The following is a 25,006-nucleotide window of genomic DNA, read 5'->3' on the forward strand; positions in this document are numbered from 1 at the left end:
TGCAACGGATAGCAGGATTAGCTACAAATAAAAAATATAAAATGTCAATAGAAACTATATCCTTATCAGGAAGAAAAAAAATGGTCTCCAACAAGGAGATGACTTTTTTGGAACGCATGTATCTGGTTGCGATTGTAAAAGGTTTAATCATTACGCTGAAGCATTTATTCAGAAAAAAAGCAACGATTCAATATCCTGAACAAGTTCGTGAGATGAGTCCTGTATATCGTGGACAGCATATGTTGAAACGCGATGAGCAAGGCAGAGAAAACTGTACTGCGTGCGGATTATGCGCTTTGTCTTGCCCTGCTGAAGCCATTACAATGAAAGCAGGAGAGCGCAAGGCGAATGAAATGCATTTGTACAGAGAAGAAAAATATGCCGAGATATATGAAATCAATATGTTGAGATGTATTTTTTGTGGACTTTGTGAAGAAGCTTGTCCAAAAGATGCTATTTACTTGACTATCTCCAAAGAATTGGTTCCTGCTAGTTATGACAGGGAATCTTTCATTTTTGGAAAAGACAAACTGGTTATGCCACTAGAAATGGCTATGAAAAATACTCAACTTAAAAACGCTAACTAATGTCAACAGTACTTATTCTATTTTGCGTATTGTCTGCAATCACATTGCTAACAGCATTTTTAACTATTTTTAGTAGAAATCCAATACACAGTGCTATTTACTTAGTGATTTGTTTTTTCTCTATAGCAGGACATTATTTATTATTGAACGCTCAGTTTTTGGCCATTGTACACATTATTGTCTATTCTGGAGCGATTATGATTTTATTACTGTTTACCATAATGTTGATGAATCTTAATGAAGCAGATGAAGTACACAAACCGAGATTTACGAGGTTAGGTGCTATTGTTTCCTTTTGTTTGGTTTGTTTGGTTTTGATAAAAATCTTCATTAACTCCAAACCTATTGTAGAATATGACTATACGGGCGAGGATTACCAATCGATAAAAGTTCTTGGAAAAGCATTATTGAATGAATACATGGTGCCTTTTGAATTTGCTTCTATCTTGTTATTGGTAGCTATGATTGGATCTGTATTATTGTCTAAAAAAGAAAAATTAGAAAAATAATGAACAATATTTTAACTCAAATTGGTATAGAGAACTATATCTTCCTGTGTGTAACACTATTTTGTATTGGAATTTTTGGGGTTTTATACAGACGAAATGCAATCATTGTGTTTATGTCTATTGAAATCATGTTGAATGCCGTTAACTTATTGTTTGTGGCTTTCTCAACTTACCACCAAGACGCACAAGGACAAGTATTCGTATTTTTCTCCATGGCGGTAGCGGCGGCTGAAGTTGCAGTAGGACTGGCCATATTAGTTTCGATATTTAGAAATATTGGATCAATTAGCATCGATAATTTAAAAAACTTAAAAGGATAAATGGCAATGGATACCAATTTAGCTTTAGTCTTACTATTAACTCCTTTTTTAGGATTTTTAATTAATGTTTTCTTCGGGAAAAATTTAGGAAAATCTGTTTCAGGAATCATCGGAACACTTTCAGTAGTTGTTTCGTTTATTGTTACCATTTCCTTTTTTCTGCAAATCAATCAAACCAAACAAGCTATCACAATTCAATTATTTGATTGGATTCAAATTAGTAACTTCAATGTTAGTTTTGGATTTTTATTGGATCAATTATCTGTTTTATGGTTATTGTTTGTAACTGGAATTGGTTCGTTGATTCATTTATACTCCATCAGCTATATGCATGATGATGAAAAAATGCATTCGTTCTTTGCATATTTGAATCTCTTTATCTTTTTTATGATTACCCTTGTAGTTGGAAGCAACTTATTGGTGATGTTCATTGGTTGGGAAGGAGTTGGACTTTGTTCTTACTTATTAATTGGATTTTGGTATAAAAACCAAGATTACAACGATGCTGCGAAAAAAGCCTTTATCATGAACCGTATTGGGGATTTAGGATTGCTAATCGGTATATTTATCTTAGGTAGTTTATTCTCTACATTAGATTTTGCCACTTTGAAAACAGCTATCGCTGGAGCTTCAAATGTTGATACACTTTGGTTAAGCATTGCTGCTTTGGCATTGTTTATTGGAGCTTGTGGAAAATCAGCACAAATTCCTTTATATACTTGGTTACCTGATGCGATGGCAGGCCCTACACCTGTTTCGGCATTGATACATGCTGCAACAATGGTTACTGCAGGTATTTTTATGGTATCAAGAATGCATTTCTTATTTGACTTAACACCAGAAGTACAAACTATAATTGCCGTAATAGGAGGAGTAACTTCATTGGTTGCCGCAACTATTGGTCTGGTTCAAAATGACATTAAAAAAGTACTCGCCTACTCTACCGTTTCCCAATTGGGATTAATGTTTTTGGCATTAGGTTTCGGTGCTTATGAAGTAGCCATATTTCACGTAATCACTCACGCTTTCTTCAAAGCTTGCTTATTCCTTGGATCTGGATCTGTGATTCACGGATTGCATGGAGAACAGGATATGCGTAAGATGGGTGGTTTGAAAAGCGCCATGCCAATTACATTTTGGACAATGCTTATATCATCTTTAGCGATTTCGGGAGTTCCTTTGTTTTCAGGTTTCTTTTCTAAGGATGAAATCTTGATGACGGCATTCCATCATAACATCCCACTTTGGGTTATTGCTTCTGTTGCTTCTATAATGACTGCTTTCTATATGTTCCGTTTGATGTTCCTAACTTTCTTCAATGATTTTAGAGGAACTGAAGAACAAAAACACCATTTACATGAAAGTCCTGCTTTAATAACATTTCCTTTGATTGTATTGGCAATTTTGGCTACTATTGGAGGTGTGATTAGTTTACCTGGGAATAGTTGGTTGAATGAATATTTAGCTCCACTTTTTGCGAAAGCAACATCAGAAGAGCATGGATTGGGAACAACTGAATACATTCTAATGGCAATTGCCGTTGTTGGTGGATTAGTTGGAATTGGAATTGCTTATGCTAAATACATTAAACAAAATACAGTTCCGAGTGAGGATGCTGAAATTACTGGATTATCAAAAGTACTTTACAACAAATACTATGTTGATGAAATATATGATTCATTATTTGTAGCTCCAGTAAACAGTTTGTCAAAATTCTTTAGAGACTATGTGGAAACAGGAATTTCTTCCCTAGTTTTTGGACTAGGCAAAGTAACTAGTGAACTTAGTTACCAAGGTAAAAAATTGCAGAATGGAAGTGTTGGACTATACCTATTTGCTTTTGTTTTAGGCATGTGTGCCATTGTTTCATTTTTATTTCTAGCTCAATAATTATATACTATGAAATAGGCTTTTAAACTTAAAAACAATTAAAAAAAGTCTATTCCATTTGACATTTAAAAAATAAAATAAAAAATTACAAATGAATGTATCTCTGATATTAATCATCCTTTTAGTTGGCGCATTTGCAACTTATTTAGCTGGTGACAAGCTCGCTTCAAAAGTGGCATTGTTTTTCGGATTAGCGGCTGCAGGTTGCTCAATAGTTTTGTTAAATCATTTTAATTTAGGTGAAAACATTAGCTACATCAGCCAATGGATTACATTACCTAAAGTTTCATTTGCATTAAAAGCGGATGGTTTGTCATTGGCAATGATTTTATTGACAACTGCCTTGACCCCCATTATAATCTTGTCTTCATTTGGCAATAATTTCAAAAATGCAAAAGCGATTTATGCTCTAATTTTGTTTATGTCATTTGCCATGACAGGAACTTTCTTGGCAAGTGATGGCCTACTGTACTATATCTTTTGGGAATTATCTTTGATTCCAATCTACTTTATCGCTTTGATTTGGGGTAATGGTGATGCCGAAGAACGCAGAAAAGCAGTGGTTAAATTCTTTATCTATACTCTTGCGGGTTCTTTATTCATGCTTGTTGCATTTGTTTATATGTATCAAAAAGCGGGAAGCTTCCTGATTGAGGATTTGTATAAATTAGACTTAACGGTAAATGAACAAAAATGGATTTTTACGGCTTTCTTCTTGGCTTATGCTATTAAGATTCCATTGATTCCTTTTCATACTTGGCAAGCGAATGTATACCAAAAAGCTCCAACTCTTGGAACTATGCTTTTATCTGGTATTATGCTAAAAATGGGATTGTACAGCCTTATCCGTTGGCAATTGCCTTTGGCTCCGTTAGCAGCTAAAGAATATATGTTTATATTCATTGGTGTTGGTATTGCAGGAGTTATTTATGGTTCTATTGTTGCTCTAAGACAAAAAGACTTGAAAAAATTATTGGCTTATTCTTCCCTTGCTCACGTTGGATTAATTGCAGCCGGAACTTATACATTAACCCTTGATGGTTTTAGAGGAGCCGTTTTACAAATGATTGCACACGGCTTTGTGGTAGTAGGATTGTTTTTTGCCGCTGAAATCATTTTTAGAAGATACGAAACAAGAACAATTTCAGAAATGGGAGGTATTCGTTACCAATCACCAAAATTCACTTCTATGTTTTTAATTTTGGTATTGGCTTCTGTGGCTTTACCAACAACTTTTAACTTTATTGGAGAATTTACAGTATTGTACAGCCTTTCTCAAATAAATATTTGGTTTGCAATTTTGGGTGGAACAACCATTATTTTGGGAGCTTATTATATGTTGAAAATGTTCCAACACGTAATGCTTGGAGAAACTAACACTAAACTTTTTACCGATATCACTTTCTCTGAAGGTTTGACAATGGTATTAATTATTGCGGTTTTATTTTTCTTTGGAATGTATCCAAAACCAATCAACGATTTGATAACACCAAGTCTAGAGACTATTTTAAACACTATTAATAAATACAATTAAGTAAAAAAGCATAATATAAATGACAACATTAATAGCTATAGTAGGATTAGGTGTTTTATGCCTTATATTTGAAATCTTCGATTTTAGAAAAGCGATTATTCCAATAACAATTATTGGATTATTAGCAATTCTAGGACTTACTGTTTCTGAGTTTAACTCACCTGCGAGTTACTATAATAATATGATTACGGTAAGTAAATTTTCAGTTTCTTTTTCAAGTTTATTTATTGTGCTGACTATTTTTTTGGTAGCATTGAGCCATAATTTCTATGACAATCACCAAAGCAAACTTTCTGATTATATCGCCATTAAAATATTCTTATTGTCTGGGGCTGTTGCCATGGTTTCTTTTGGAAATTTGGCCATGTTCTTTTTAGGAATAGAAATATTATCAATCTCGCTGTATGTTCTTGCAGCAAGCAATAGAATTAATGTAAAAAGTAATGAAGCGGGTATGAAATACTTCTTGATGGGATCTTTTGCCTCAGGAATTATTTTATTTGGAATCTGTATGATTTATGGAGCAATGGGCTCATTCGACATCGTTGAAATTAGCGATATGTCCCAATCAGCTGAGCTTCCTATTTGGTTTCCAATCGGAATTGTTTTGGTTACAATAGGAATGCTATTTAAAATCGCTGCAGTTCCATTTCATTTTTGGGCTCCTGATGTTTATGAAGGTTCTCCAACTTTGACTACAGCATTAATGAGCACTTTGGCAAAAGTTGTGGCAATTGCGACACTTTATAAATTATTGTCAAGTATGCATGCCGATATCAATTACTCGTTCCAAATTGTGGTAGTTGTTGTTTCAATCCTTTCTATGACAGTTGGTAACATCATGGCGTTAAGACAAGTCAATGTGAAGCGTATGCTGGCCTTCTCTGGTGTTTCACACGCCGGATTTATGTTGATGACCTTACTGAGTTTATCTACTTCGGCAGGAAGCTTATTGTATTACACTTCTGCTTATGCATTATCTGGTATTGCTGCTTTCAGCGTTATATTATATGTATGTAAAAACAGAGAAAACGAAGATATTGTAAACTTTCATGGTTTAGGAAAAACAAATCCATTGTTGGCCGCTATTTTAACCGGATCATTGCTTTCTATGGCAGGTATTCCAATTTTTGCAGGTTTCTTTGCCAAATTGGTTTTGTTTAGCCAAACGATTCAAGCTGGATATTTAGTCGTGGTTATATTTGCAGTTATCAACTCAATTATAAGCGTTGGTTACTACTTTAAATTGATTTTAGCAATGTACACCAAAGAACCAAACGAAGCTCGTACAGGACAACCATTCTTGATTTATGCAGTTGCCGTTGTTGCTATTCTTCTAAATATCATTATAGGATTGTTTCCTTCACTAGTTTTAGATCTATTAGCTTAAGCTCTTTAAAAAAAATATATTTTAAGTCACTAATACTACTGTTAGTGACTTTTTTATTTGACATAAAAAAAACCACCAATTGTAATAATTGATGGTTTTTTACCCTAATCTAATTCAACTCAAAACTTAACATTATACTATTGCTAGCTATTTTTAGCTATTATTTTGATATAATCCAGTTGACTATTATACCCTTTTTTCAATATTATAAATCCTTTATTCACCAGATGCCAAAGCACCTCTTGATGAATTATTAATGTTTGTCGCATTCATACTATTCGTTAATTGTTTTACACTACTATTGAAAGGATCAATACTAACTACTTTTTGAAGATTTCTAAACACACTTTTTACAATTTGTTCCTTCTCAGTTTTCAATTCACCAAAAGTCTTTTTATCAGAGTCTGAAGATCCCAAATATTCATTCATTTGGTTTCCTACTTTAATACTTTTCTCCACCAATAACGCTGAAAGGTTTACATATGCCTCAGCGTATTGAGGATTCATTTCTATAGCCTTTTTATAATAGTATTCAGCACCATCATAATATTGTTCATTTTGGCAATTCACACCTAAATTAGTCATCAATTGTGCATTGTTGGGATTTGATTCTATAATAACTGAAACTAGATTGTCAAAATAATCATAATCTTTGGTTTCCAAGTACAAATTGGCTTCAACCAAGGCTAGTGACAAATCTTGACTGTCCAGATTTCGGGCCTGTGAGATTGCTTTCATCGCTTTTTCTTTATAGCCACTTTGGACATAAATCATAGCAATACTTTTATATATCTCGGCCCTTTTGGATTGAAATTCTTGTCTAGGTCTGAAATGGGTTCCATTTTGAATTTGAGTATTTCTCTCTTTTATAGTCCCAAAATACTCATCCTTCAATTTACTTTTGCTGTAAGCGATATAAACCTCAATATTTCCTGAATACTTAATCGCTTTTAATTCTTCGTAACATTTTAGCGCCAAATCATTTTCGTGGGCATTTTTGAAACTAACTGCTGCATTATACAATTGCAGCGTATCTTTTTTATCTATTAAATAAGCTTGATAAAATTTACTGGAAGATTCCGTAAAATTTTCGACTGTTAAATCCTCATTAGCACTATTTACAAGCCCTTCTTTTATCTTATGAAGTGATTCGATTGCCTCAGAAGTATACCTATTTTGGTTTGATTCTTTCTCGACTTCAATCAAATCATTAAATGCTATAACAGCTTGCGAAAGATTTTTGGAAGTATTAATGTTTTTGTTGGCCAAATCCATTAAAGCAGTTCCTTTTATATAGTAAAAATGAATTCTGTCTTCATCTGAAGCGTTGCTAATCAAATATTCCACCGGAGATAAAATTGCAATTACTTGTTCCGAATTACCAGCTTTTGATTCCTTTTGAGCAGCTTTAATTTGATTTTTTTGAGCATAAGTCAATGGAATAAACAACAACAAACTAAAAAGGGTTTTAAAAGTACTTTTCATAAATGGTAGTTTAAATTAATAAAAAAGGTAAATGTTGGGACATTATCTAAATCAAAAAAAAGATTAAAACCACCTAAAAAAACCTAATTGAGCTATTTTAAAATCTTAATACTTTTTTGATATTTTCAAAGCTATCAATTAAAAAATTTTCCTTTACACGTATTTATACCTGAATTTTCATACCAAAATATAATTTGGTTTTTATAAAGTAAGGCCAAACATTTTGAATAAAATTATTAAATAAACAGAAAAATTAAATCAAATAAAACATATACAACACACTGCATATCAAATATAATCGCTAAATTACGATATAAATTAATGGATGCTTATGGGAACAACTAAACACTTAGATTTCGATACAGAAACAAATGCGATAGCTGAAATCTGCAAAGCATTAGGTCATCCAACACGCATGCAGATTATGACTTTACTATGGAAAAAAAACAATAGAACTTGTGGTGAAATTGTAGCGTTAATTCCATTGGCACAATCAACGATATCCAAGCATTTATTAGAATTAAAAAAAGCCAACCTATTAAATGTAAAAAACGAAGGAAAGAAAACCATTTATTCTATTGAAGTAGACAAAATACAAATACTTAAAAAATATTTGACCAATTACCTATCCAACAGAGCAATCTCAAATAAAACAGAACCATTATATAGTACTGTTATCCCTAAAATGAAAAATGAAAAAAAATTGAATTTGAAACAATACAATTATCAATTTCCAAATAAAAAAAACAAAACTGATTAGCATGACACTTAATCAATTCACAATAAAATCCTAAATGCAAAAGCTTCAATATCCAATTTCATAATTTTGCATTTTAAAACCTTTGCCTACGCAGAAAAAAATAAATATGGAAAATCAATTAAAAATACAAATCTGGTCGGATGTAATGTGTCCGTTTTGCTATATAGGGAAAAGAAAAATAGAGGAAGCTCTAAACCAATTTGAAAATAAAAATTCCGTTGCAATTGAATGGAAAAGTTTTCAATTGGATCCGAGTTTTGTAGCAACACCAAATGAAAGCATTGTAGATCATTTGGCAGAAAAATACAGAAAAAATAGCGATTGGGCACAAACAATGATAGATAACATGACTGAAAATGCTAAAAAATCAGGATTGGATTTTCGTTTTGAAAAAGCCATTTTAGCTAATTCATTAAATGCACATCGTTTGTTGCATTTGGCCAAAAAACATAATTTATCCAATGAATTGGAAGAACTTTTATTCAAAGCCTACTTAACAGATGGTAAAGATGTAAATGATTTGAAAACTTTAGAATCTTTGGGTCTCGAAGTAGGATTAGAAAAGGAAGCAATTGAAAACGTATTAAACACTGACCTTTATGCCAATGAAGTGAGACAAGACCAAGAGGAGGCTCAATCGATTGGTGTAACGGGTGTTCCCTTCTTTGTATTTGATAATAAATATGCTATATCTGGAGCCCAAGCAACTGAGGTGTTTTTGAAAACATTGGAAAAATCTTGGGAAGAAGGAAATTTTGATACCAAATTAAAACTCCAAAATACCACTGACGAAAACAGTTGCGGAATTGACGGTTGTGAATAATACAATAAATATGAGTGAAATTACGAAAACAATCCGTTGGGGTATCATTGGCTGCGGAAATGTCACGGAAGTAAAAAGTGGGCCTGCCTATCAAAAAACAGCCGATTTTACTATATCAGCAGTGATGCGCAGAGATGCTGAAAAAGCCGCAGATTACGCCAAAAGACATGGAATAAACAAATATTACACAAACGCCGACGAACTGATTAATGATCCTGAAGTTGATGCTGTATATATTGCCACGCCTCCCGATACCCATAAATTTTATGGATTAAAAGTAGCTGAGGCCGGAAAACCTTGCTGTATCGAAAAACCTTTAGCGCCCAATTACCAAGATTGTTTGGACATTGCCGATGCTTTTGAAACTAAAAACGTTCCGTTGTTTGTTGCTTATTATAGACGAACACTACCAAGATTCGAGCAAATCAAAAAATGGATTGATTCGAAAACTATTGGCGAAGTAAGACACATTCGCTGGCATTTGAGCAAACCCACAAGCGACTTAGATCGTTCCGGCGAATACAATTGGCGAACCGATATAAAAATCGCAACTGGCGGCTATTTTGACGATTTGGCTAGCCACGGACTCGATTTGTTTATTCATTATTTTGGAACCATAAAAGAAGTTCATGGAATTAGTCTCAATCAACAAGGGTTGTACACTTCCAAAGATGCGGCCTCCGCCAACTGGCTTCACGAATCTGGAATTACCGGTAGCGGAAGTTGGAATTTTGGCACATTTGAACGGGAAGATGTAGTTGAAATTTACGGTAGTAAAGGTAAAATCACTTTCTCTGTTTTCGAAAATGAACCATTAATTCTTAAAACGGAAGAAGGAGAATCAACACACATCATTGAACATCCGGAAAACATTCAGTTATATCATGTAGAACAAATGCGGGAACAGCTGCTAGGAAATCAAAAACATCCATCCAACGGATTTACAGCTGCACATACCAGCTGGGTGATGGATCAAATCATTGGAAACTGATATTAAATAGTTAAACACAAATTTCACAAATTTTCACAAATTGTATAATGAAATTAGGCTAAATTTCAATCTGTGTTAATTTGTGACCAGAGTGATAGCGAACTGGCGAAGCAAATCTACGTTTTTATTTTTTTGAGCTGCATCACAAATAGATCCGTGTGACTCTTTTTTACCAAACTATTTCGAATTTCTGTCCTTCTTTCAAAGCAACATCTTTCTTTTTGTCTCCACTGATGAGCGTTGTTTTTCCGCCAACTTTAGAAAAAACTGAAACTGTCTTTAGCTTTTTGGCTTCCCATTTCATTGAGATTTCAAAACCTCCTCGGGCACAAATTCCTTTTACAGATCCGCTTTCCCAAGCATCGGGTAAGGCTGGTAGTAATCGAATTTCGTTTTCATTGGACTGGACCAGCATTTCGGCAACGGCTGCGGCTCCTCCAAAATTACCATCAATTTGAAATGGTGGATGGGCATCGAACAAATTAGGGTACGTACCTCCACCTCTTCTTGGTTTTTCCGTTTTCTTTCCGTCGGGATCTACATAACGAAGCAGTTCCCGGAACATTTTGTAAGCCCGATTACCGTCCCAAAGTCTTGCCCAAAGATTAATACGCCATCCTTTTGACCAACCTGTAGTCTCGTCTCCTTTTATTTCTAAAGTTTGTCTCGAAGCTTTGGCTAAATCAGGTGTTTTTTCTGGTGTGATGTGATCGCCCGGAAAAAGACCGAATAAATGCGACTGATGACGGTGTTTAGGGTCTTCATCACTCCAATCATAGTACCATTCCTGAAGGTTTCCATTCTTTCCTATTTTATAAGGATAGAATTTGGAAAGCGCCGTTTCAAGTTTTGCCCTGAATTCGGCATCAACATTTAAAACTTTAGAGGCTTTAATGGTTTTATCAAAACACTCGCGTATCATAGCCAAATCTGCCGTTCCTCCGTACAATGTTGCGCCTATAAAACCATCTGGGGTCTTGTATTTGTTTTCCGGAGAAGTTGATGGCGCAGTGATTAAGCTTCCGTTTTTGTCCGTAACCATCCATTGCAAAAAAAACTCAGAAGCTCCTTTCATAATCGGATACCCTTCATTTTTTAGATAGTTTTTATCTTGACTAAAAACATAATGCTCCCAAATGTGCGTACTAAGCCAAGCTCCTGCTGTATTCCAACAAGCCCACACAGGATCTTCGTTTCCAAAAACTCCAACTGGATTTGTCATAGCCCAAATATCTGAATTATGTGCAGCGGCCCAACCTTCATTTATTCCATAAAAAGTCTTGGCGGTCACTTTACCCGTCACTGAAAGATTTTTTATAAAACTCAAAAGAGGCATATGCATTTCGGAAAGATTGGTGCTTTCGGCAAGCCAATAATTCTCTTCCAAATTGATATTCATTGTGTAATTACAACTCCATGGAGGGTTTAGATGTGGGTTCCAAAGCCCTTGCAAATTAGCAGGAACACCTTTGGTTCTGGAACTGCTTATCAGCAAATAACGTCCGTACTGAAAATATAATGTTTCCAAATTTTTATCTTCCTTCCCATCGGCGTATCGCAATAAACGTTCGTCTGTTGGCAAATCTGGCGCAGTTGTTTTTCCTAAATTTAAACTAACCCGATTATAGAATTTTTGATAATCAGCAATATGTGATTGTTTTATATTTTCGAATGGCTTTGCAAATGCTTTGTTTAGATTTTCTAATGCAATTGCTTTGTCGTTTAGACCTTCGGTAGCAGGATTTTTGTCAAAACCATTAAAACTGGTTGCAATCGAAACATAAATTATGGCTTCTGTTCCATCTTTTAAACCCAAACTATTGGCTGAACTTACAATTGACCCATCGGTATTTTTTATTTTTATCAAATTTGTAAATCGTGTCCCTCTTTCTTTTCCTGTCAAAAAAGGGAGCGGAACTGTATATTTTGGGTTTTCATGAATTGGCGCAGTGCCATTCATTGCTAGAACTTTGTCCTTTACTTCTGAATTCGAATTCAATAAACTGTTCGAATGAATATCAAAATTCAAAGCTCCTTTTTTACTGCTGGTCAATTTGATAATCATAATTTGGTCCGGAGCCGAAACAAAGTATTCGCGGGTATATTTTACGCCATCTATTTCGTAACTGACTTTGGAAGTTGCATTGGAAATATCCAGTTCTCTGTAATAGTTAGAAACTTTTCCTTCGTGAAAATTATTAATTTCCATAGTTCCCAATGGCGCATACGATTCGGAATTCTTGCCTTGAATCTTTTTGTTTAATTCGTCGGCCAATTTATAATCCTCCTTTTTTAATGCTTCGCGAATGGCGGGAATATTTTTGTAAGCTTCAGGATTCATATTGGCATTTACGGGCTCTCCCGACCAAAGCGTGATGTCGTTCAAATAAATTTTTTCCGTATTGACACCTCCAAAAACCGTCGCTCCCATTTTTCCATTTCCCAAAACCAAGCTTTCTTCAAAATAATCGGCCGGTTGGTTGTACCATAGAATATGATTGGATTGTGCAACAACTTTTCCGCCGAAAGACAAACAGATGAAAACTAGAAACAGTTTTTTTAAAAGATTTGATTTCATGTATTACTTATTTATATGAAAGATCTTATTTGCACTTCACATGCGTGAGGGATAACAGCAAACTACCGAAGTAGTGCGGATAGCCCGACCGCATTTACGAAAGGCGCACAATAAGCGGTTTGCTGAATAGCGCCTTTTGTAAATGTGGTCACGCCCTTATAATTACTTACTAATACTATATTTTTCGTTTGCCGTAATCATTTCCCAATCATCGGTTCTGAAAGGTGATGCAGGGAATTTTTCTTTATTGAAAAGATTGATTTCAGTATCATCATCGGCCCAGCCGTAATGAACGGAAATTGGATTTGGAACCGCTTCGCTAGAAACAATTACTTTGTTGTCTTTAATAGTAGCTTTGGCAGGGTAAAAAACTTTATCGGCACCTGCAACTTCAAAACCTTTCACGTTTACTGAATTATCAGGAGTTGACAATCCACTTCCGATGGATGCAAAACTTAATGTAACCTGATTTCCTTTAATTTCCATTGCTTTGTACATTGGACCGCTGCAAACTTGTTTTTTACCATAAACATCGTTCAGCGCAATAGCTGCTAAACGTTTTGCAACATCTTGTTTGTTTGTTGGGTGAATGTCTTTTGCATTTCCAATATCAGTAGTTACTACCATTCCTGTGTTTGGCACTTTCAAGGTTTCAGTTTGTGCTTCGCGAAGTTCAGCCCAACGGCTTCCTTTTGTACTGTTTCCTCCAAATTCATCAAAGGTTGATAATTGCACAAAATAGAAAGGGAAATTTCCCTGATTCCATTTGGTTCTCCAATCAGTTATCATCAACGGAAATGCTTTTTTGTATTGATTAGCTCGCCAAACATTGGCCTCGCCCTGATACCATAAAACCCCTTGAAAGGCATACGGAATTAATGGATTCACCATTGCATTGTACAATAATGAAGGGTAACTATTGGGTGCCAAAGCTACTTTTACCTGCACTACATTAAACTTCCAAAGTCCTTGAAGCATTATATTAGAATCTTTAAAATCAATTTTCAAATCGGCTGGATCACCATAAATTCCGCCACCGCCTGTATAATCGGAAATGCGAACTGCAATTACATTCGCTCCTTCTTTCAAAACGCCACTAGGAATTTTGTACACTCTTTTGGTTTCCCAAATGTTGTTGGTTCCAACTTGAATACCGTTTACATAAGTTACATCTTCATCGTCCACTTTGGACAAATACAAAACAGCTTCTTTTTTGGCTTGCTCCGCCGATAAAACAATTGTTTTTCGCATCCAAACTATACCATCAATATTGCCGATTTGCTGGTTTTCCCAAAGAGAAGGCAGTTTTATTTCTGGCCAGTTGGCATCATTAAAACTCAATGCTGTAAACTGATTCTCATTGTCCAAAGTCACTTCAAACCCTTGAATTTTTTTGATATTATCCAAAAGCGATTTTTTGTAAGTTTCAAGAATTGCATCCATATTTACCGATGGCACACTGGCAATCATATCCTTGAAGTCATCACTTTTTTCAAATGCTTCTCGGCTAGTCCATGTTTCTACACAAGTTCCCCCCCAAGAAGTATTGATAATCCCGATTGGGATTTTTAATTCGGCATATAATTTTTTGGCGAAAAAGTAACCTACAGCTGTAAAATCTTTTACATTATCTTTATTGCAAACCGCCCATTTCCCAGCTTTTAAATCTTCTTTTGGAGCGCCATTCAAATCCTGGGCAACACCAAAGTGACGAATGATCGGGTAATTGGAATCGTTGATTTCCTTTTCGGAATTCATCGTTTTATACATTTGAAATTCCATATTCGATTGCCCGCTGCAAATCCAGACTTCGCCAACCAAAACATCTTTTATTACAATTTTGTTTTTTCCAGTGATGGTTAATTCAAAAGGTCCGCCTGCTTTTTCTGCATTTAAGCCAATCGTCCACTTCCCATCTTTATCAGCTTGAACAGTTTTGATTTGCTTATTAAAGCGAACTTCAACTTTTTCATTGGCGTCTGCCCAACCCCAAACAGGAATTATTTTATTGCGTTGCAACACCATTCCGTCAGAAAACAACAAAGGCATTCGAACATTGGCGTTTGCCAACATACCTGCCATTAAAAAAAGAAATACAATACTTTTTTTCATTTTTTTATTTTTTTATTTTTAAAAAAGGCTATAAACTACTAAGACTCTAAGATACTGAGTTTTAATAAAACTTAGCATCTTAGAATCCCAGCAACTTAGCAACTCCGAAGTTACTTCAATCCATCCTGTAAAGCAGTTAATGCTTGCTGATCATAAACCGTATTATTAGTTCTATTAAATAAAGACATAGTATTTACTCCCATATTGCCCGCATCCCAATAAAACGGAATTAGACCATTAGCCTTAGCTTGTTTTACAACATATTTTAAGTAATACGCTCTTGAATTGAGATGTAAAGTCAAGTCATCACCAGTTAAATCACGTCTAATCGCTCCAAACTCTCCTAAAATTACAGGAACACCTTTACTTACAAATTGGGTTTTCATAGATACGAAAAATTTATCCAAATCTGCTTCTTCACCCCAAGTGGCATTTCGAGCTGTATCAGTTGTTGAATGATAATTTGCTCCCCAATAGTAGAACATTTTGCCCCAATCAGCATCTTTATCCATAAGACAAAATTGATATGGTGTATAATAATGTACTTCAACCATCATACGATTGGCAACATTATCGGTAGGCAAAGTCAACATTAATTTATTTGTTTTTTCAATATCCGTAGATGGTCCCTGAACGATTAGTGTACGATTTGCATTTTTTCCTCCTGTAGAACGAACCGCATCAATAAATGTTTGGTGATAGGATGTTAAAACTGCCATTTGAGTTGCATTGTCAACGTTAGGTTCATTGGCACTTGCAAAAAGCAAATGTTCGTCAAAACCGCGCAACTGAGTCGCTATTTGTTCCCAAAAAGCTTTTTGTTTGGCGTTATTTTCTATTTTTTTGGCATCGGTACAATTATTTTCAAGCCATCCGCCATCCCAGTGAATATTAACGATGACGTACATATCATTGTCTATACAATACTGAACTACTTCTTTTACTCTAGCTAACCAAGTTGCATTGATCTGTGCTGTTGTAGCATTAGCATTCTGATTCCAAGAACATGGAATTCGAATCGCATTAAAACCATTTGCTTTAACCAAATCAATCAATGCTTTGGTAACTTTTGGATTACCCCAAGCGGTTTCACCACCGGTAGCTTCTAGTGTATTCCCAATATTCCAACCCAGTGTGATTTTGGCGGCAAGCTCCACAGCATTACTAGACATACCAGTAGCATCAGCAGCGATCGGATTAGTATTATAACTTGGATACAAAGTCGTAACTGGAGCAACCCCAACCTGAGAAACAGCAATTTGGACAGATGCAGCTTGATTGGAACTGATAGTAATTATCGCGGTTCTTGTTGCAGTAGTCGTATTCTCCGATGCTGTTATATTAAATGTTGTTGTACCTGTTCCCCCTGTAAGCTGACTCAACTGTATCCAAGAAGCATCTGAAGTAGTCACTGTCCAAGCGGTCGCATTAGTGGTTACTTTTACCGCAGCTGCATTCCCTTTAGTTTGAAAATCAATTTTACTGGTATCTGAGGTAAGCGTTATTGCTGCCGGTTTTTCTTTTGTACCTGAATCGGAGCTACAAGCCCAAATGCCTAGAAAAGCAATACATAAAAGGATGCTAAATAATCGATTGTTTATTGTTTTTTTCATTTTCGCTGTTTTTGGTTTTATGATTAGTTATTTAATCCAGAATCAACACTGAAATCCACCCCAGGTCCTGAATTCAAATTATAAGGAATGCGAATACTACTTAATGGTTACGGTTACTTCTTTTTTGATATCACGAGAAGAACTTCCTAATTTCAAAGTGTAATTACCTGGTTCTACAGTCCACTTCTTAGTTTCTACATTGTAATATGCCAATTCTTTTACAGGAACTTTAATTGTTATTGTTTCAGAATTTCCGGTTTTAACCAATACTTTTTGGAATCCTTTTAATTCTTGTGCAGCACGTTCAATTTTAGAATCCGATTTAGAAGCGTACAATTGAACAACTTCTTTACCATCTACTTTTCCAGTGTTTTTAACTGTTACTGAAACTGAAATTGTTTCATCAGCTGCGTATTCTTTTTTATCTGTTTTAGCATTATCAAAAGCAAAAGTGGTGTATGACAATCCGTACCCAAATGGATAAAGAGGTTCGATTTTTTTGGTATCAAACCAACGGTATCCAACCAAAATCCCTTCGGCATAGTCAACAGTTTTTCCACCAGGGAAGCTGTTTGTAGCGTGTGCTGGTGAATCCATAATATTTTTTGGCATTGTCCAAGGTAATTTACCAGACGGATTAATTTTTCCTAACAACACATCAACCAATGCATTTCCTCCTTCAGACCCATTGAACCAGCTCCAAACCAAAGCATTTGTTTTATTTTTTATTGCTTCAATATCAAAAGGCGCTCCAGCAACCATAACCACAATAGTTCTTGGGTTTACTGCCAATACTTTTTGAATCAATTCTTCTTGTCCAAATGGCAACTTTAGACTTCTACGGTCCGAAGCTTCTGTTTCATAATCACGGTTGGAACCTGCAAAAACAATGGCAACATCAGAATTTTTGGCAGCTTCGATAGCTTCCTCAAATTTAGCAGGGTCCAATTGATCGATGGTTACAGGGCCATTCATGGTAATATCTCCTAATTTACCAACCTTTTTTTCTTCATAACGCTCTAAATAGCCTTCAGCATAGTTGATTTTGATTGAGCTTGGTAATTTACTTTTCAATGCGCCCAAAGGTGTAACCTCCCTTTTGGTTTTTACACCTGCACCAAAACCGCCCAAGGCATTTTTCTTCGTTGCATTATTTCCAATTATTGCAATAGATTTCACACCATCTAGTTTCAAAGGCAATGCGTTGTTATCGTTTTTCAACAAAACCACTGATTCTGTTGCAATTTTATAGGCATCTTGGTAATGTGCTTCGGTAGCAATGCTGCCTTTAACACGGTCTTTACCGCCCATTGCTTTTACTTGGAATAAGACTCCTAATATTCTTTTTACGTGTTTGTTAATTTCGGCTTCTGAAATTTCTCCAGCCTTAACGGCAGTTATTAGTCTATCGGCTAAGAAAAATTCATTGAACTTTGTTGTAGGCGTTCCCATTTCAATATCCAATCCGCTGTTTAGGGATTTTACTGTCGAATGTACCGCAGCCCAATCAGAAACAACGACTCCTTTGAAACCCCATTCATCACGCAAAACTTTATTCAGCATATAATCATTTTCACATAAATATTCACCTCTAAACTTGTTATAGGCTCCCATTATACTATACGCCTTACCTTCTTTTACAGCAGCTTCAAATGCTGGCAAGTAAATTTCACGTAGGGTACGCTCGTCCATTTGAACATCAATAAAATCACGATTGGTTTCTTGGTTATTCGCCGCAAAGTGTTTTACACAAGCCATAACATCGTTATCCTGTAAACCAATAACCATTTGTACCGCCATTTTTTTGTTCAAAAATGGGTCTTCCGTCATATACTCATACGTTCTTCCTCCAAGTGGCGTACGTACGATATTGATTGCCGGCGAAAGCAACATGTCTTTATCTCTAGCACGCAATTCCTGTCCTACACTATTACCAAAAGTGTACCCTAACAAAGGATTCCAAGTAGCAGCCAATGCTCCAGCTGCCGGATAATAAGTCGCAAAATCATTGGTTAGTCCCGCCGGAGCCCAACTATCACGAGAAATTTCTTCACGAACCCCTAATGGTCCATCGGCCATTTTTAATTCTGGAATACCTAAACGTTTTACACCTCCATTAGCAAACATACTGTTACCGTGCAGCATCCCAATTTTTTCTTCCAATGTCATTTTTGAAATCAGTTTGTCGATTTCGGCATCGTATTTTGAAGTTATGGATTTTGCCACAGTAGATTCTTTGGTTTTTATGTTTTTAACCGTTTGTGAATTCGCATTGTATCCTGTAACCAATAACATTGAAAAAAAGGATAATTTTATTATTTGATTTTTCATAACTAGGTATTTTTTGGTCTTATTTTTCTAAACTATTGCTTTACAAAATTCAGCAACAGCACATCGTTTTCATTAATCTTGAAATCCTTTTTATATATTCCATTCGCATCAATTGTTACAGTTTCGGTTGAAATTGGATCTCCATTATTTTTTTCTTTAAGTGTATTTACTTGTTGTTTGGTCAACTGATTTGGTTTATTCATTCCCAAATAATCGGTAAAAACGTCATTCACTTTGTAACCCACTTTGTAAATTTCTAACTTATAGTTACCTTTTTGGAGCCCCGCAACTTCAATTTTCACAGACCCTTTTGGTTTTGATGGTAAATCTTTTATATAATATTGCTGATTATTTGTAGCATCCGGCAAAGTATAGGTAAAATCCCAAAACAAAACTTGTACATTACCTTTTGCATTTTTAGTCACCCAAGAAGATGTGTCCGTATTTTGAAGTTCTGTTTCTCCCAATTTGTTTAAAAAAGAATACGAAAAATAGGCTGGCTTTTTAATTCCTTGTGTATTCAACAATCCGAAACCGCCGTGAAAAGGAGTAAATCTTGGACCTGGCTCTTCAAAAATATCGGTAAAAACCCAATACGACATCGAGTTTGCAGCATTGCCCACTTGTTTCAGTTTTTGAAGAATATAGGCCGCAGAATGATAACTATCGTGAATTGGATCTGCAGGAGTATATGATGAACTCCATTCCGTATAATGCAATTCCAGATTAGGTTTAGCCGAACTAGAAATTTGCTTGCGAGAATTAATTACTTCTCCACTCACACTCGATGCATCTTTACTCAAAACCGTTCCAGAACCTCCAAATTCATCTAAAAAACCTTGACCAACTCCGTAAGCGTGTGTAGAGATAAAATCTAAAGGCACATTGTTTTTAGTAGCAAATTCAATTGTTTCCGGTACCCAAGCCGCTCCGGCAGTTGCAGGACCTCCCACTTTATAAGCTGGATTTACGCTTTTGATAGCTCTAGCCGTATACTCATATAATTTGAAATATTCCTCTTGAGTTCCTGTCCAAAAACCTGGCGACAGATTGGGTTCGTTCCAAACCTCAAAATACCAAGTCTTCACTTCATCGGCACCATAGCGTTCTGTAAAATGCTGCGTTAGATTACGGATTAAGTCTTCCCATTTTTTATAATCTTTTGGAGGAGTTACATTTCCTTTCCACCAAAAAATGGTTTGAGTACCGCTGGCTAAGGCCGAAGGCATAAATCCTAATTCTACAAAAGGTTTTATTTTTATACTCAAAAGAAAATCATACAAGGCATCAATATATTGGTAATTGTATTCAGGATTTCCTTTATTATCTTCTTTGTAAACAGCCATATCATCGGTCAATAAACCGTGCATCCTAATGTACTTGAAATCGCATTCTTTTTTGACCATTGCCAATTGCTGTTGCCAATCGGCGCGCAATCCTTCGTTGGCTCTTCCCGCTCCAATACATTCTTTGAACATGGCATTCATGTCTCCGGCTGATTTGTTATAATCAACTTTTATAGTTCGATCTGCAGCAACTGATTTTTTCCCATTTGTGTCTTGTCCAAACAATGCCACATTGCTTAGTGATAACAGAATAATTGGTATTAATAAATATTTCTTCATTGTAAATTATTTCACAGTTATTTTTTTGGTCAGCAGAATTGCATCCGAAGCGCTTCCAACCTGTATTTCAATTTGTCCTTTTTCGAGTTCAAATTGTTGTTTGTTGGCATTCCAATATTCTAAATTTTTAGCTTTTAAAGTCAGGGCAATTGTTTTGGTTTCTCCTGCTTTTAAGGCTACTCTTTGAAAAGCTTTCAATGCTTTTATCGGTTGTTGAATTGCTGAATCAATTGATTTAACATACAATTGCACAACTTCCTCTCCCTCTCTTTTTCCAGAATTGGTAACCGAAACAGAAACCGTTATCTCTTTATTTTTTTCTAAAGTTTCCTTGTTTGTGGCTATCGAATTGTATTTAAAAATCGTATAACTCAATCCGTGGCCAAAAGCATATAACGGCTTCCCTTGAAAATACATATAGGTTCTTCCGTTGCGGATGTTGTAATCCAATAAATCAGGTAAATCCGTGATGTCTTTTACCCAAGTCTGTGTCAATCTTCCCGCAGGATTGTAATCACCAAATAACACATCGGCCAAAGCTGTTCCCAATTCCTGACTGTTTTGTGTCATATGCACAATCGCCGGAATATGTTCCTGCGTCCAATTAATCGCATACGGAAAACTGCTGATTAAGGCAACCACCGTTTTAGGATTGGCCTGATACGCAATTTTGATTAAATCTTCTTGTTCCAATGTCAAAGACTGGCGGTCAACGGATTCTTTGCCTTCGCTTGGAACTGGACAATCGTTCCAACCGGCATTGCAAACCGGATGATTCCCGACGATTACAATAACTACATCTGCTTTTTTGGCGATAGTGGCTGCTTTTCCGTCCGCATTGTTTTTGGCATATACAACTTCAACATTCGCGCCCAATTTATTTTTGATTCCCTGTAAAGGTGTTACCACATAAGGAGGAGTTCCACTGTACCAATCCAAAAGCACCTCATCGGCGCGAAGACCAATTACGGCAATGGTTTTTAGTTTTTCTTTTTGCAAAGGCAACAACTGTTTGGCTGGATCATTCTTTAATAAAACAATTGATTTCAAGGTTGCTTCCAATGCTAACCTCTTGTGAGCATCAGATTTCCAAGGGTCGATTGTGTCTTTTCCAGTTCCAATTTTCGCATACGGATTAGCATCTGTCACATCCAACATTCCCAGTTTTATCATTACCCGAAAATCACCTCTGATGACTTGGTCTATATCTTTCTCGGTTAAATATCCTTTAGCAATTGCGCCGTCAACACCTTCTTTATAATCATCCAAAAACTGGTTGATCCCTGCTTTTACAGCTGCTGCAGCTCCGAGATATGAATCGGTATAATATTTATGATCCGAAAGCAACAACTTGAAAGCACCACCATCGGTACAAATAATTCCGTTTTGTCCCCACTCTTTTTGAGTGATATCTTTCAACATCGGGTGCACCATTGCCGGGATTCCATTTACTTTATTGTAAGCCGCCATATAGGCACGTGAACCACCTTCAACAACACCCATTCTAAAAGGAACGGAATAATATTCTCTCCAAAGACGTTCATCAAAATCAGATGAAGTGTAGGTTCTGCCATCTTCATTGCTGTTCGCCAAAAAGTGTTTCATCAACGAAGCCGATTGCCAATATTTTGGATTGTTTCCCTGAAGTCCTTTTACAAAAGCGACAGTCATCGTTCCGTTAAAAAAAGCGTCTTCTCCGTAACTTTCTTCGGTGCGTCCCCAACGTGGGTCTCTGGCGATATCGGCATTTGGAGCCCGAATTACCAAACCTCCTCGATGGTATTTCTGAAAAGCAAAACGTGCTTCATAACCTTCCACCTGAGCCACTTTCTGAATCAAATCGACATCCCAAGTTTCGCCCAAACCATAGGCCTGTGGAAAAGTGGTGGTGGTAATTGGTTCTTTGCCTTTTCCTCCCCATTTTGCCGGTCCTCCCAAAGCCAAACCGTGTAATCCCTCGACGTGGCCTGTTCCCACAACTCCTAATCTGGGAACAGAAGGATTCGTGCTTAACACCGCTACTTTTTCCTCCAAAGTCATTAATGACAATAGATTATCAATGCGCTTTTCAACATCCAAACTCGGATTCTGAAAAGGGTATTGCTGCTTTTTTTGCGCCAAAACTGGCACAGCAAACAAGAGAAGAAGAATAACTGGTAAATAATTTTTCATTAATTCTTTGGTCAAAAAAAATTTGATAACAAACGATTGGTTGCGTGAGGGATAGCAGTGGAAATCCTTTTTTTGTCCCGCCTTTTTGCGGGATAAAAAAAGATTGCAACGAATAGCCCGACCCTCGGGGCACGCCCAAATTATTTTATAAACCCTCTCATTCTACTGAGAAAATAAGAGGGTGTTTTTAATTTATAATTTTTTGAATCGGATGGCAGTTCCACCAGCTCCACCTAAATGCAATTTCAATACATCAGAAGCTTTAACGGTTTTTTTAGAAATCGCAACCGCTGATGGATTGTGTGTTTCATCTGTACCTTCGGCATCCGCATAAATCTGAGCTTCGTAAGTCGCTTTGGAATCTAAAAACGTCAATGGAATAGCTAAATCTCTTGCGTTTTCATTGGTGATACTTCCCAAATACCAATTTTCACTATTCCTGTCTTTACGAGCTGTGGTAATGTATTGTCCGATTTCTCCATTTAAGACTTTGGTAGTTTCCCAATCAGTTGGAACGTCTTTTAAAAATTGTAGCGCTGGTTTTCCTTCATAATTTTCAGGAAGATCGGCCATCATTTGAATTGGAGCATAAATGGTTACGTATAATGCCAATTGTTGCGCTGTTGTCCCGTGAACCCTTTTCCCTGGATAACCTTGTTTTACCTCCACATCAAAAATTCCCGGTGTGAAATCCATTGGTCCTGAAAGCAATCTGGTAAACGGAATAATTGTTAAGTGGTTTGGCGGATTTCCCTCGCTCCAAGCGTTGTATTCTTGTCCTCTTGCTGCTTCTCTTGAAACCATATTTGGATACGTACGGCGTTCTCCTGTGTCTTTTATGGACTCATGATACAAAACGGCTAAATCATATTGTGCCGCTTTTTCTAGAATATATCTGAAATAATTCACTCCAAATTGTCCGAAGTGATTTTCTTTCATGTTTAATTTAGAACCTACGTGACCGATCTTAACCGAATGCATTCCGAGTTTTTTGTATAAAGCAAAAGCATCGTCAATTTCTTTCAGATAATTAATCAAATTCGAACCGGTTTCATGGTACCCAATAAGTGCCACGTCGTTTTTCTTACCGTACTCCACTACTTGTTCCAAGTCGAAATTATCGGCACTTTTTGTAAAACTAAACATGTGCATTTTATTTTCGTACCAAGCCGGTGTCCAGCCTTTGTTCCAACCTTCGATTAGCAAATGATGAAATCCTTCTTTGGCGGTAAAATCAATATATTGTTTGGCATGCTCTGTTGTAGCTCCTTGTTTGTCGCTTTCCCAAAATGTGTATTTCCCAATATGCATTCCCCACCAGATTCCGAAATATTTATAAGGCTTAAAATAACTTATTTTACCTAATTTATTGGGTTCGTTCAGATTCAGAATCAAATAAGACGTAATCAAATCTGTAGGTTTTTCAGCAATTTGTAGCGTTCTCCAAGAAGAAGTAAACGTATCTTTTACACGAACTTTTACACCATCAGCCCAAGGCACCAAATCAGATTTAAGTTGTGTACCCGTTGTATTTACCAGAGTCATACTGGCAAAATCCACCAAATTGGCTTCGTGAAAACTCAATGCCAATCCGCTTTTGCTCTCGATAGTAAGCGGTGTCAAAACTGTGTCAAGAGTACTTACTGGTGCATCTTTAAACAAATATTCATCACGATTTTCTCTGTTAGCAGGAATCCACCATGCTTTTCCATCCTCTTTCAGATTGAAAGTCGTTTTTTCATCCATAATGAAAATACTATCCTTTGTTTCTTGTTTTGGATATACATATCTAAAAGCAATTCCGTCATCATAGGCACGGAATTGAATTTCAAGTTTGCGTTTGTTCTTGTCTTTTTGCTGCAATTGAACCACTAACTGATTGTAATGGTTTCTAATGTTTTTCTTTTCACCCCAAACCTGTTCCCAAGTTTCGTCGAAAGTTGAATTTTTTACGTCCGTAATTTCGAAATTAGAACTAAAATTTTCATTGTTTTTTAGCAAAAATCCCATATCCGATGGTGTAATCACTTCGGTTTTTCCGTGGGAAACTGCATATTTTGGTGTGCTGTCTACCAACTGAAATTGAATTTTGTTTTTCCCTTCGGGAGAAGCCAATTCATAGGACTTTGATTTTTTGCCTTGAGCATTACCTATACTTATGGATAGTAATAGAGCGGGAAGTATTAATTTCTTTATCATTGTAATTTATTTTATGGCTTGCTTCATTTTAATTAATCGGGGTTTAGACATTTCTAAAACCCCGATTAAAAAACTAACCTAACTCAA

At 36.0% G+C, this 25,006-nt stretch carries 17 protein-coding genes; 9 read left to right on the forward strand and 8 right to left on the reverse strand.

Annotation, left to right across the window (positions count from 1 at the left end):
* The first annotated feature begins 41 nt into the window (after nt 1–41).
* The 6 genes from C8C85_RS06755 to C8C85_RS06780 all read left to right on the forward strand — a co-directional run bounded on the left by C8C85_RS06755 (nt 42) and on the right by C8C85_RS06780 (nt 6,230).
* On the forward strand, nt 42–587 hold the full coding sequence (locus C8C85_RS06755) for a NuoI/complex I 23 kDa subunit family protein (protein ID WP_116796386.1): 546 nt from the start codon (nt 42–44) through the stop codon (nt 585–587).
* Nucleotides 587–1,096: an NADH-quinone oxidoreductase subunit J gene (locus C8C85_RS06760; RefSeq protein ID WP_116796387.1), complete on the forward strand. Its 510-nt coding sequence runs from the start codon at nt 587–589 to the stop codon at nt 1,094–1,096. The genes C8C85_RS06755 and C8C85_RS06760 overlap by 1 nt, the downstream gene beginning before the upstream one ends.
* Nucleotides 1,096–1,416, forward strand: coding sequence for an NADH-quinone oxidoreductase subunit NuoK (gene nuoK / locus C8C85_RS06765; RefSeq protein WP_077377981.1), 321 nt, complete (start codon nt 1,096–1,098; stop codon nt 1,414–1,416). Before C8C85_RS06760 ends, nuoK begins: the two co-directional genes overlap by 1 nt.
* Nucleotides 1,417–1,422: 6 nt before the next feature.
* Nucleotides 1,423–3,306: an NADH-quinone oxidoreductase subunit L gene (gene nuoL / locus C8C85_RS06770; protein WP_116798413.1), complete on the forward strand. Its 1,884-nt coding sequence runs from the start codon at nt 1,423–1,425 to the stop codon at nt 3,304–3,306.
* A 91-nt stretch (nt 3,307–3,397) separates the two neighbouring features.
* Complete coding sequence (locus C8C85_RS06775; protein WP_116796388.1) at nt 3,398–4,840, forward strand: NuoM family protein; 1,443 nt, start codon at nt 3,398–3,400, stop codon at nt 4,838–4,840.
* Between the two features lie 19 nt (nt 4,841–4,859).
* Complete coding sequence (locus C8C85_RS06780) at nt 4,860–6,230, forward strand: NADH-quinone oxidoreductase subunit N (RefSeq protein ID WP_116796389.1); 1,371 nt, start codon at nt 4,860–4,862, stop codon at nt 6,228–6,230.
* Nucleotides 6,231–6,446: 216 nt separating this feature from the next.
* Here C8C85_RS06780 and C8C85_RS06785 read toward each other — a convergent pair whose 3' ends face one another.
* Nucleotides 6,447–7,715 carry a tetratricopeptide repeat protein gene (locus C8C85_RS06785; protein WP_116796390.1) on the reverse strand — a complete coding sequence of 423 codons (1,269 nt, stop codon included), beginning with the start codon at nt 7,713–7,715 and terminating at the stop codon, nt 6,447–6,449.
* Between the two features lie 331 nt (nt 7,716–8,046).
* On the opposite strand from C8C85_RS06785, the gene C8C85_RS06790 reads away from it, so the two are divergent.
* The 3 genes from C8C85_RS06790 to C8C85_RS06800 all read left to right on the forward strand — a co-directional run bounded on the left by C8C85_RS06790 (nt 8,047) and on the right by C8C85_RS06800 (nt 10,289).
* Nucleotides 8,047–8,475 carry an ArsR/SmtB family transcription factor gene (locus C8C85_RS06790; protein WP_165818102.1) on the forward strand — a complete coding sequence of 143 codons (429 nt, stop codon included), beginning with the start codon at nt 8,047–8,049 and terminating at the stop codon, nt 8,473–8,475.
* A 106-nt stretch (nt 8,476–8,581) separates the two neighbouring features.
* Nucleotides 8,582–9,298 (forward strand): DsbA family protein, encoded by a 717-nt coding sequence (locus C8C85_RS06795; RefSeq protein ID WP_116796392.1) that lies wholly within the window; start codon nt 8,582–8,584, stop codon nt 9,296–9,298.
* 10 nt (nt 9,299–9,308) lie between these two features.
* Nucleotides 9,309–10,289, forward strand: a complete 981-nt coding sequence (locus tag C8C85_RS06800) for a Gfo/Idh/MocA family protein (protein ID WP_116796393.1) — start codon at nt 9,309–9,311, stop codon at nt 10,287–10,289.
* 169 nt (nt 10,290–10,458) lie between these two features.
* On the opposite strand, the gene C8C85_RS06805 is transcribed toward C8C85_RS06800, so the two are convergent.
* The 7 genes from C8C85_RS06805 to C8C85_RS06835 all read right to left on the reverse strand — a co-directional run bounded on the left by C8C85_RS06805 (nt 10,459) and on the right by C8C85_RS06835 (nt 24,919).
* Nucleotides 10,459–12,867 carry a glycosyl hydrolase family 95 catalytic domain-containing protein gene (locus C8C85_RS06805; protein ID WP_116796394.1) on the reverse strand — a complete coding sequence of 803 codons (2,409 nt, stop codon included), beginning with the start codon at nt 12,865–12,867 and terminating at the stop codon, nt 10,459–10,461.
* A gap of 162 nt (nt 12,868–13,029) precedes the next feature.
* Nucleotides 13,030–14,979 (reverse strand): sialate O-acetylesterase, encoded by a 1,950-nt coding sequence (locus C8C85_RS06810; protein WP_116796395.1) that lies wholly within the window; start codon nt 14,977–14,979, stop codon nt 13,030–13,032.
* Nucleotides 14,980–15,089: 110 nt separating this feature from the next.
* Nucleotides 15,090–16,592 (reverse strand): glycoside hydrolase family 5 protein, encoded by a 1,503-nt coding sequence (locus C8C85_RS06815; protein WP_116796396.1) that lies wholly within the window; start codon nt 16,590–16,592, stop codon nt 15,090–15,092.
* A gap of 96 nt (nt 16,593–16,688) precedes the next feature.
* Complete coding sequence (locus tag C8C85_RS06820) at nt 16,689–18,923, reverse strand: glycoside hydrolase family 3 C-terminal domain-containing protein (RefSeq protein WP_116796397.1); 2,235 nt, start codon at nt 18,921–18,923, stop codon at nt 16,689–16,691.
* Between the two features lie 32 nt (nt 18,924–18,955).
* On the reverse strand, nt 18,956–20,548 hold the full coding sequence (locus C8C85_RS06825) for a GH39 family glycosyl hydrolase (RefSeq protein WP_116796398.1): 1,593 nt from the start codon (nt 20,546–20,548) through the stop codon (nt 18,956–18,958).
* Nucleotides 20,549–20,554: 6 nt separating this feature from the next.
* Nucleotides 20,555–22,720, reverse strand: coding sequence for a glycoside hydrolase family 3 C-terminal domain-containing protein (locus tag C8C85_RS06830; protein ID WP_116796399.1), 2,166 nt, complete (start codon nt 22,718–22,720; stop codon nt 20,555–20,557).
* 192 nt (nt 22,721–22,912) lie between these two features.
* On the reverse strand, nt 22,913–24,919 hold the full coding sequence (locus C8C85_RS06835) for a glycoside hydrolase family 97 protein (RefSeq protein WP_116796400.1): 2,007 nt from the start codon (nt 24,917–24,919) through the stop codon (nt 22,913–22,915).
* Nucleotides 24,920–25,006 lie beyond the last annotated feature (87 nt).

The sequence above is a fragment of the Flavobacterium sp. 103 genome (genome assembly GCF_003096795.1).
In the GTDB taxonomy this organism is placed as follows: domain Bacteria; phylum Bacteroidota; class Bacteroidia; order Flavobacteriales; family Flavobacteriaceae; genus Flavobacterium.

Bases quoted from the DNA above. Each gene is read 5' to 3' on its own strand.
- C8C85_RS06755 (WP_116796386.1), top strand. From the start codon at position 42: ATGTCAATAGAAACTATATCCTTATCAGGAAGAAAAAAAATGGTCTCC.
- C8C85_RS06760 (WP_116796387.1), top strand. From the start codon at position 587: ATGTCAACAGTACTTATTCTATTTTGCGTATTGTCTGCAATCACATTG.
- nuoK (WP_077377981.1), top strand. From the start codon at position 1,096: ATGAACAATATTTTAACTCAAATTGGTATAGAGAACTATATCTTCCTG.
- nuoL (WP_116798413.1), top strand. From the start codon at position 1,423: ATGGATACCAATTTAGCTTTAGTCTTACTATTAACTCCTTTTTTAGGA.
- C8C85_RS06775 (WP_116796388.1), top strand. From the start codon at position 3,398: ATGAATGTATCTCTGATATTAATCATCCTTTTAGTTGGCGCATTTGCA.
- C8C85_RS06780 (WP_116796389.1), top strand. From the start codon at position 4,860: ATGACAACATTAATAGCTATAGTAGGATTAGGTGTTTTATGCCTTATA.
- C8C85_RS06785 (WP_116796390.1), bottom strand. From the start codon at position 7,715: ATGAAAAGTACTTTTAAAACCCTTTTTAGTTTGTTGTTGTTTATTCCA.
- C8C85_RS06790 (WP_165818102.1), top strand. From the start codon at position 8,047: ATGGGAACAACTAAACACTTAGATTTCGATACAGAAACAAATGCGATA.
- C8C85_RS06795 (WP_116796392.1), top strand. From the start codon at position 8,582: ATGGAAAATCAATTAAAAATACAAATCTGGTCGGATGTAATGTGTCCG.
- C8C85_RS06800 (WP_116796393.1), top strand. From the start codon at position 9,309: ATGAGTGAAATTACGAAAACAATCCGTTGGGGTATCATTGGCTGCGGA.
- C8C85_RS06805 (WP_116796394.1), bottom strand. From the start codon at position 12,867: ATGAAATCAAATCTTTTAAAAAAACTGTTTCTAGTTTTCATCTGTTTG.
- C8C85_RS06810 (WP_116796395.1), bottom strand. From the start codon at position 14,979: ATGAAAAAAAGTATTGTATTTCTTTTTTTAATGGCAGGTATGTTGGCA.
- C8C85_RS06815 (WP_116796396.1), bottom strand. From the start codon at position 16,592: ATGAAAAAAACAATAAACAATCGATTATTTAGCATCCTTTTATGTATT.
- C8C85_RS06820 (WP_116796397.1), bottom strand. From the start codon at position 18,923: ATGAAAAATCAAATAATAAAATTATCCTTTTTTTCAATGTTATTGGTT.
- C8C85_RS06825 (WP_116796398.1), bottom strand. From the start codon at position 20,548: ATGAAGAAATATTTATTAATACCAATTATTCTGTTATCACTAAGCAAT.
- C8C85_RS06830 (WP_116796399.1), bottom strand. From the start codon at position 22,720: ATGAAAAATTATTTACCAGTTATTCTTCTTCTCTTGTTTGCTGTGCCA.
- C8C85_RS06835 (WP_116796400.1), bottom strand. From the start codon at position 24,919: ATGATAAAGAAATTAATACTTCCCGCTCTATTACTATCCATAAGTATA.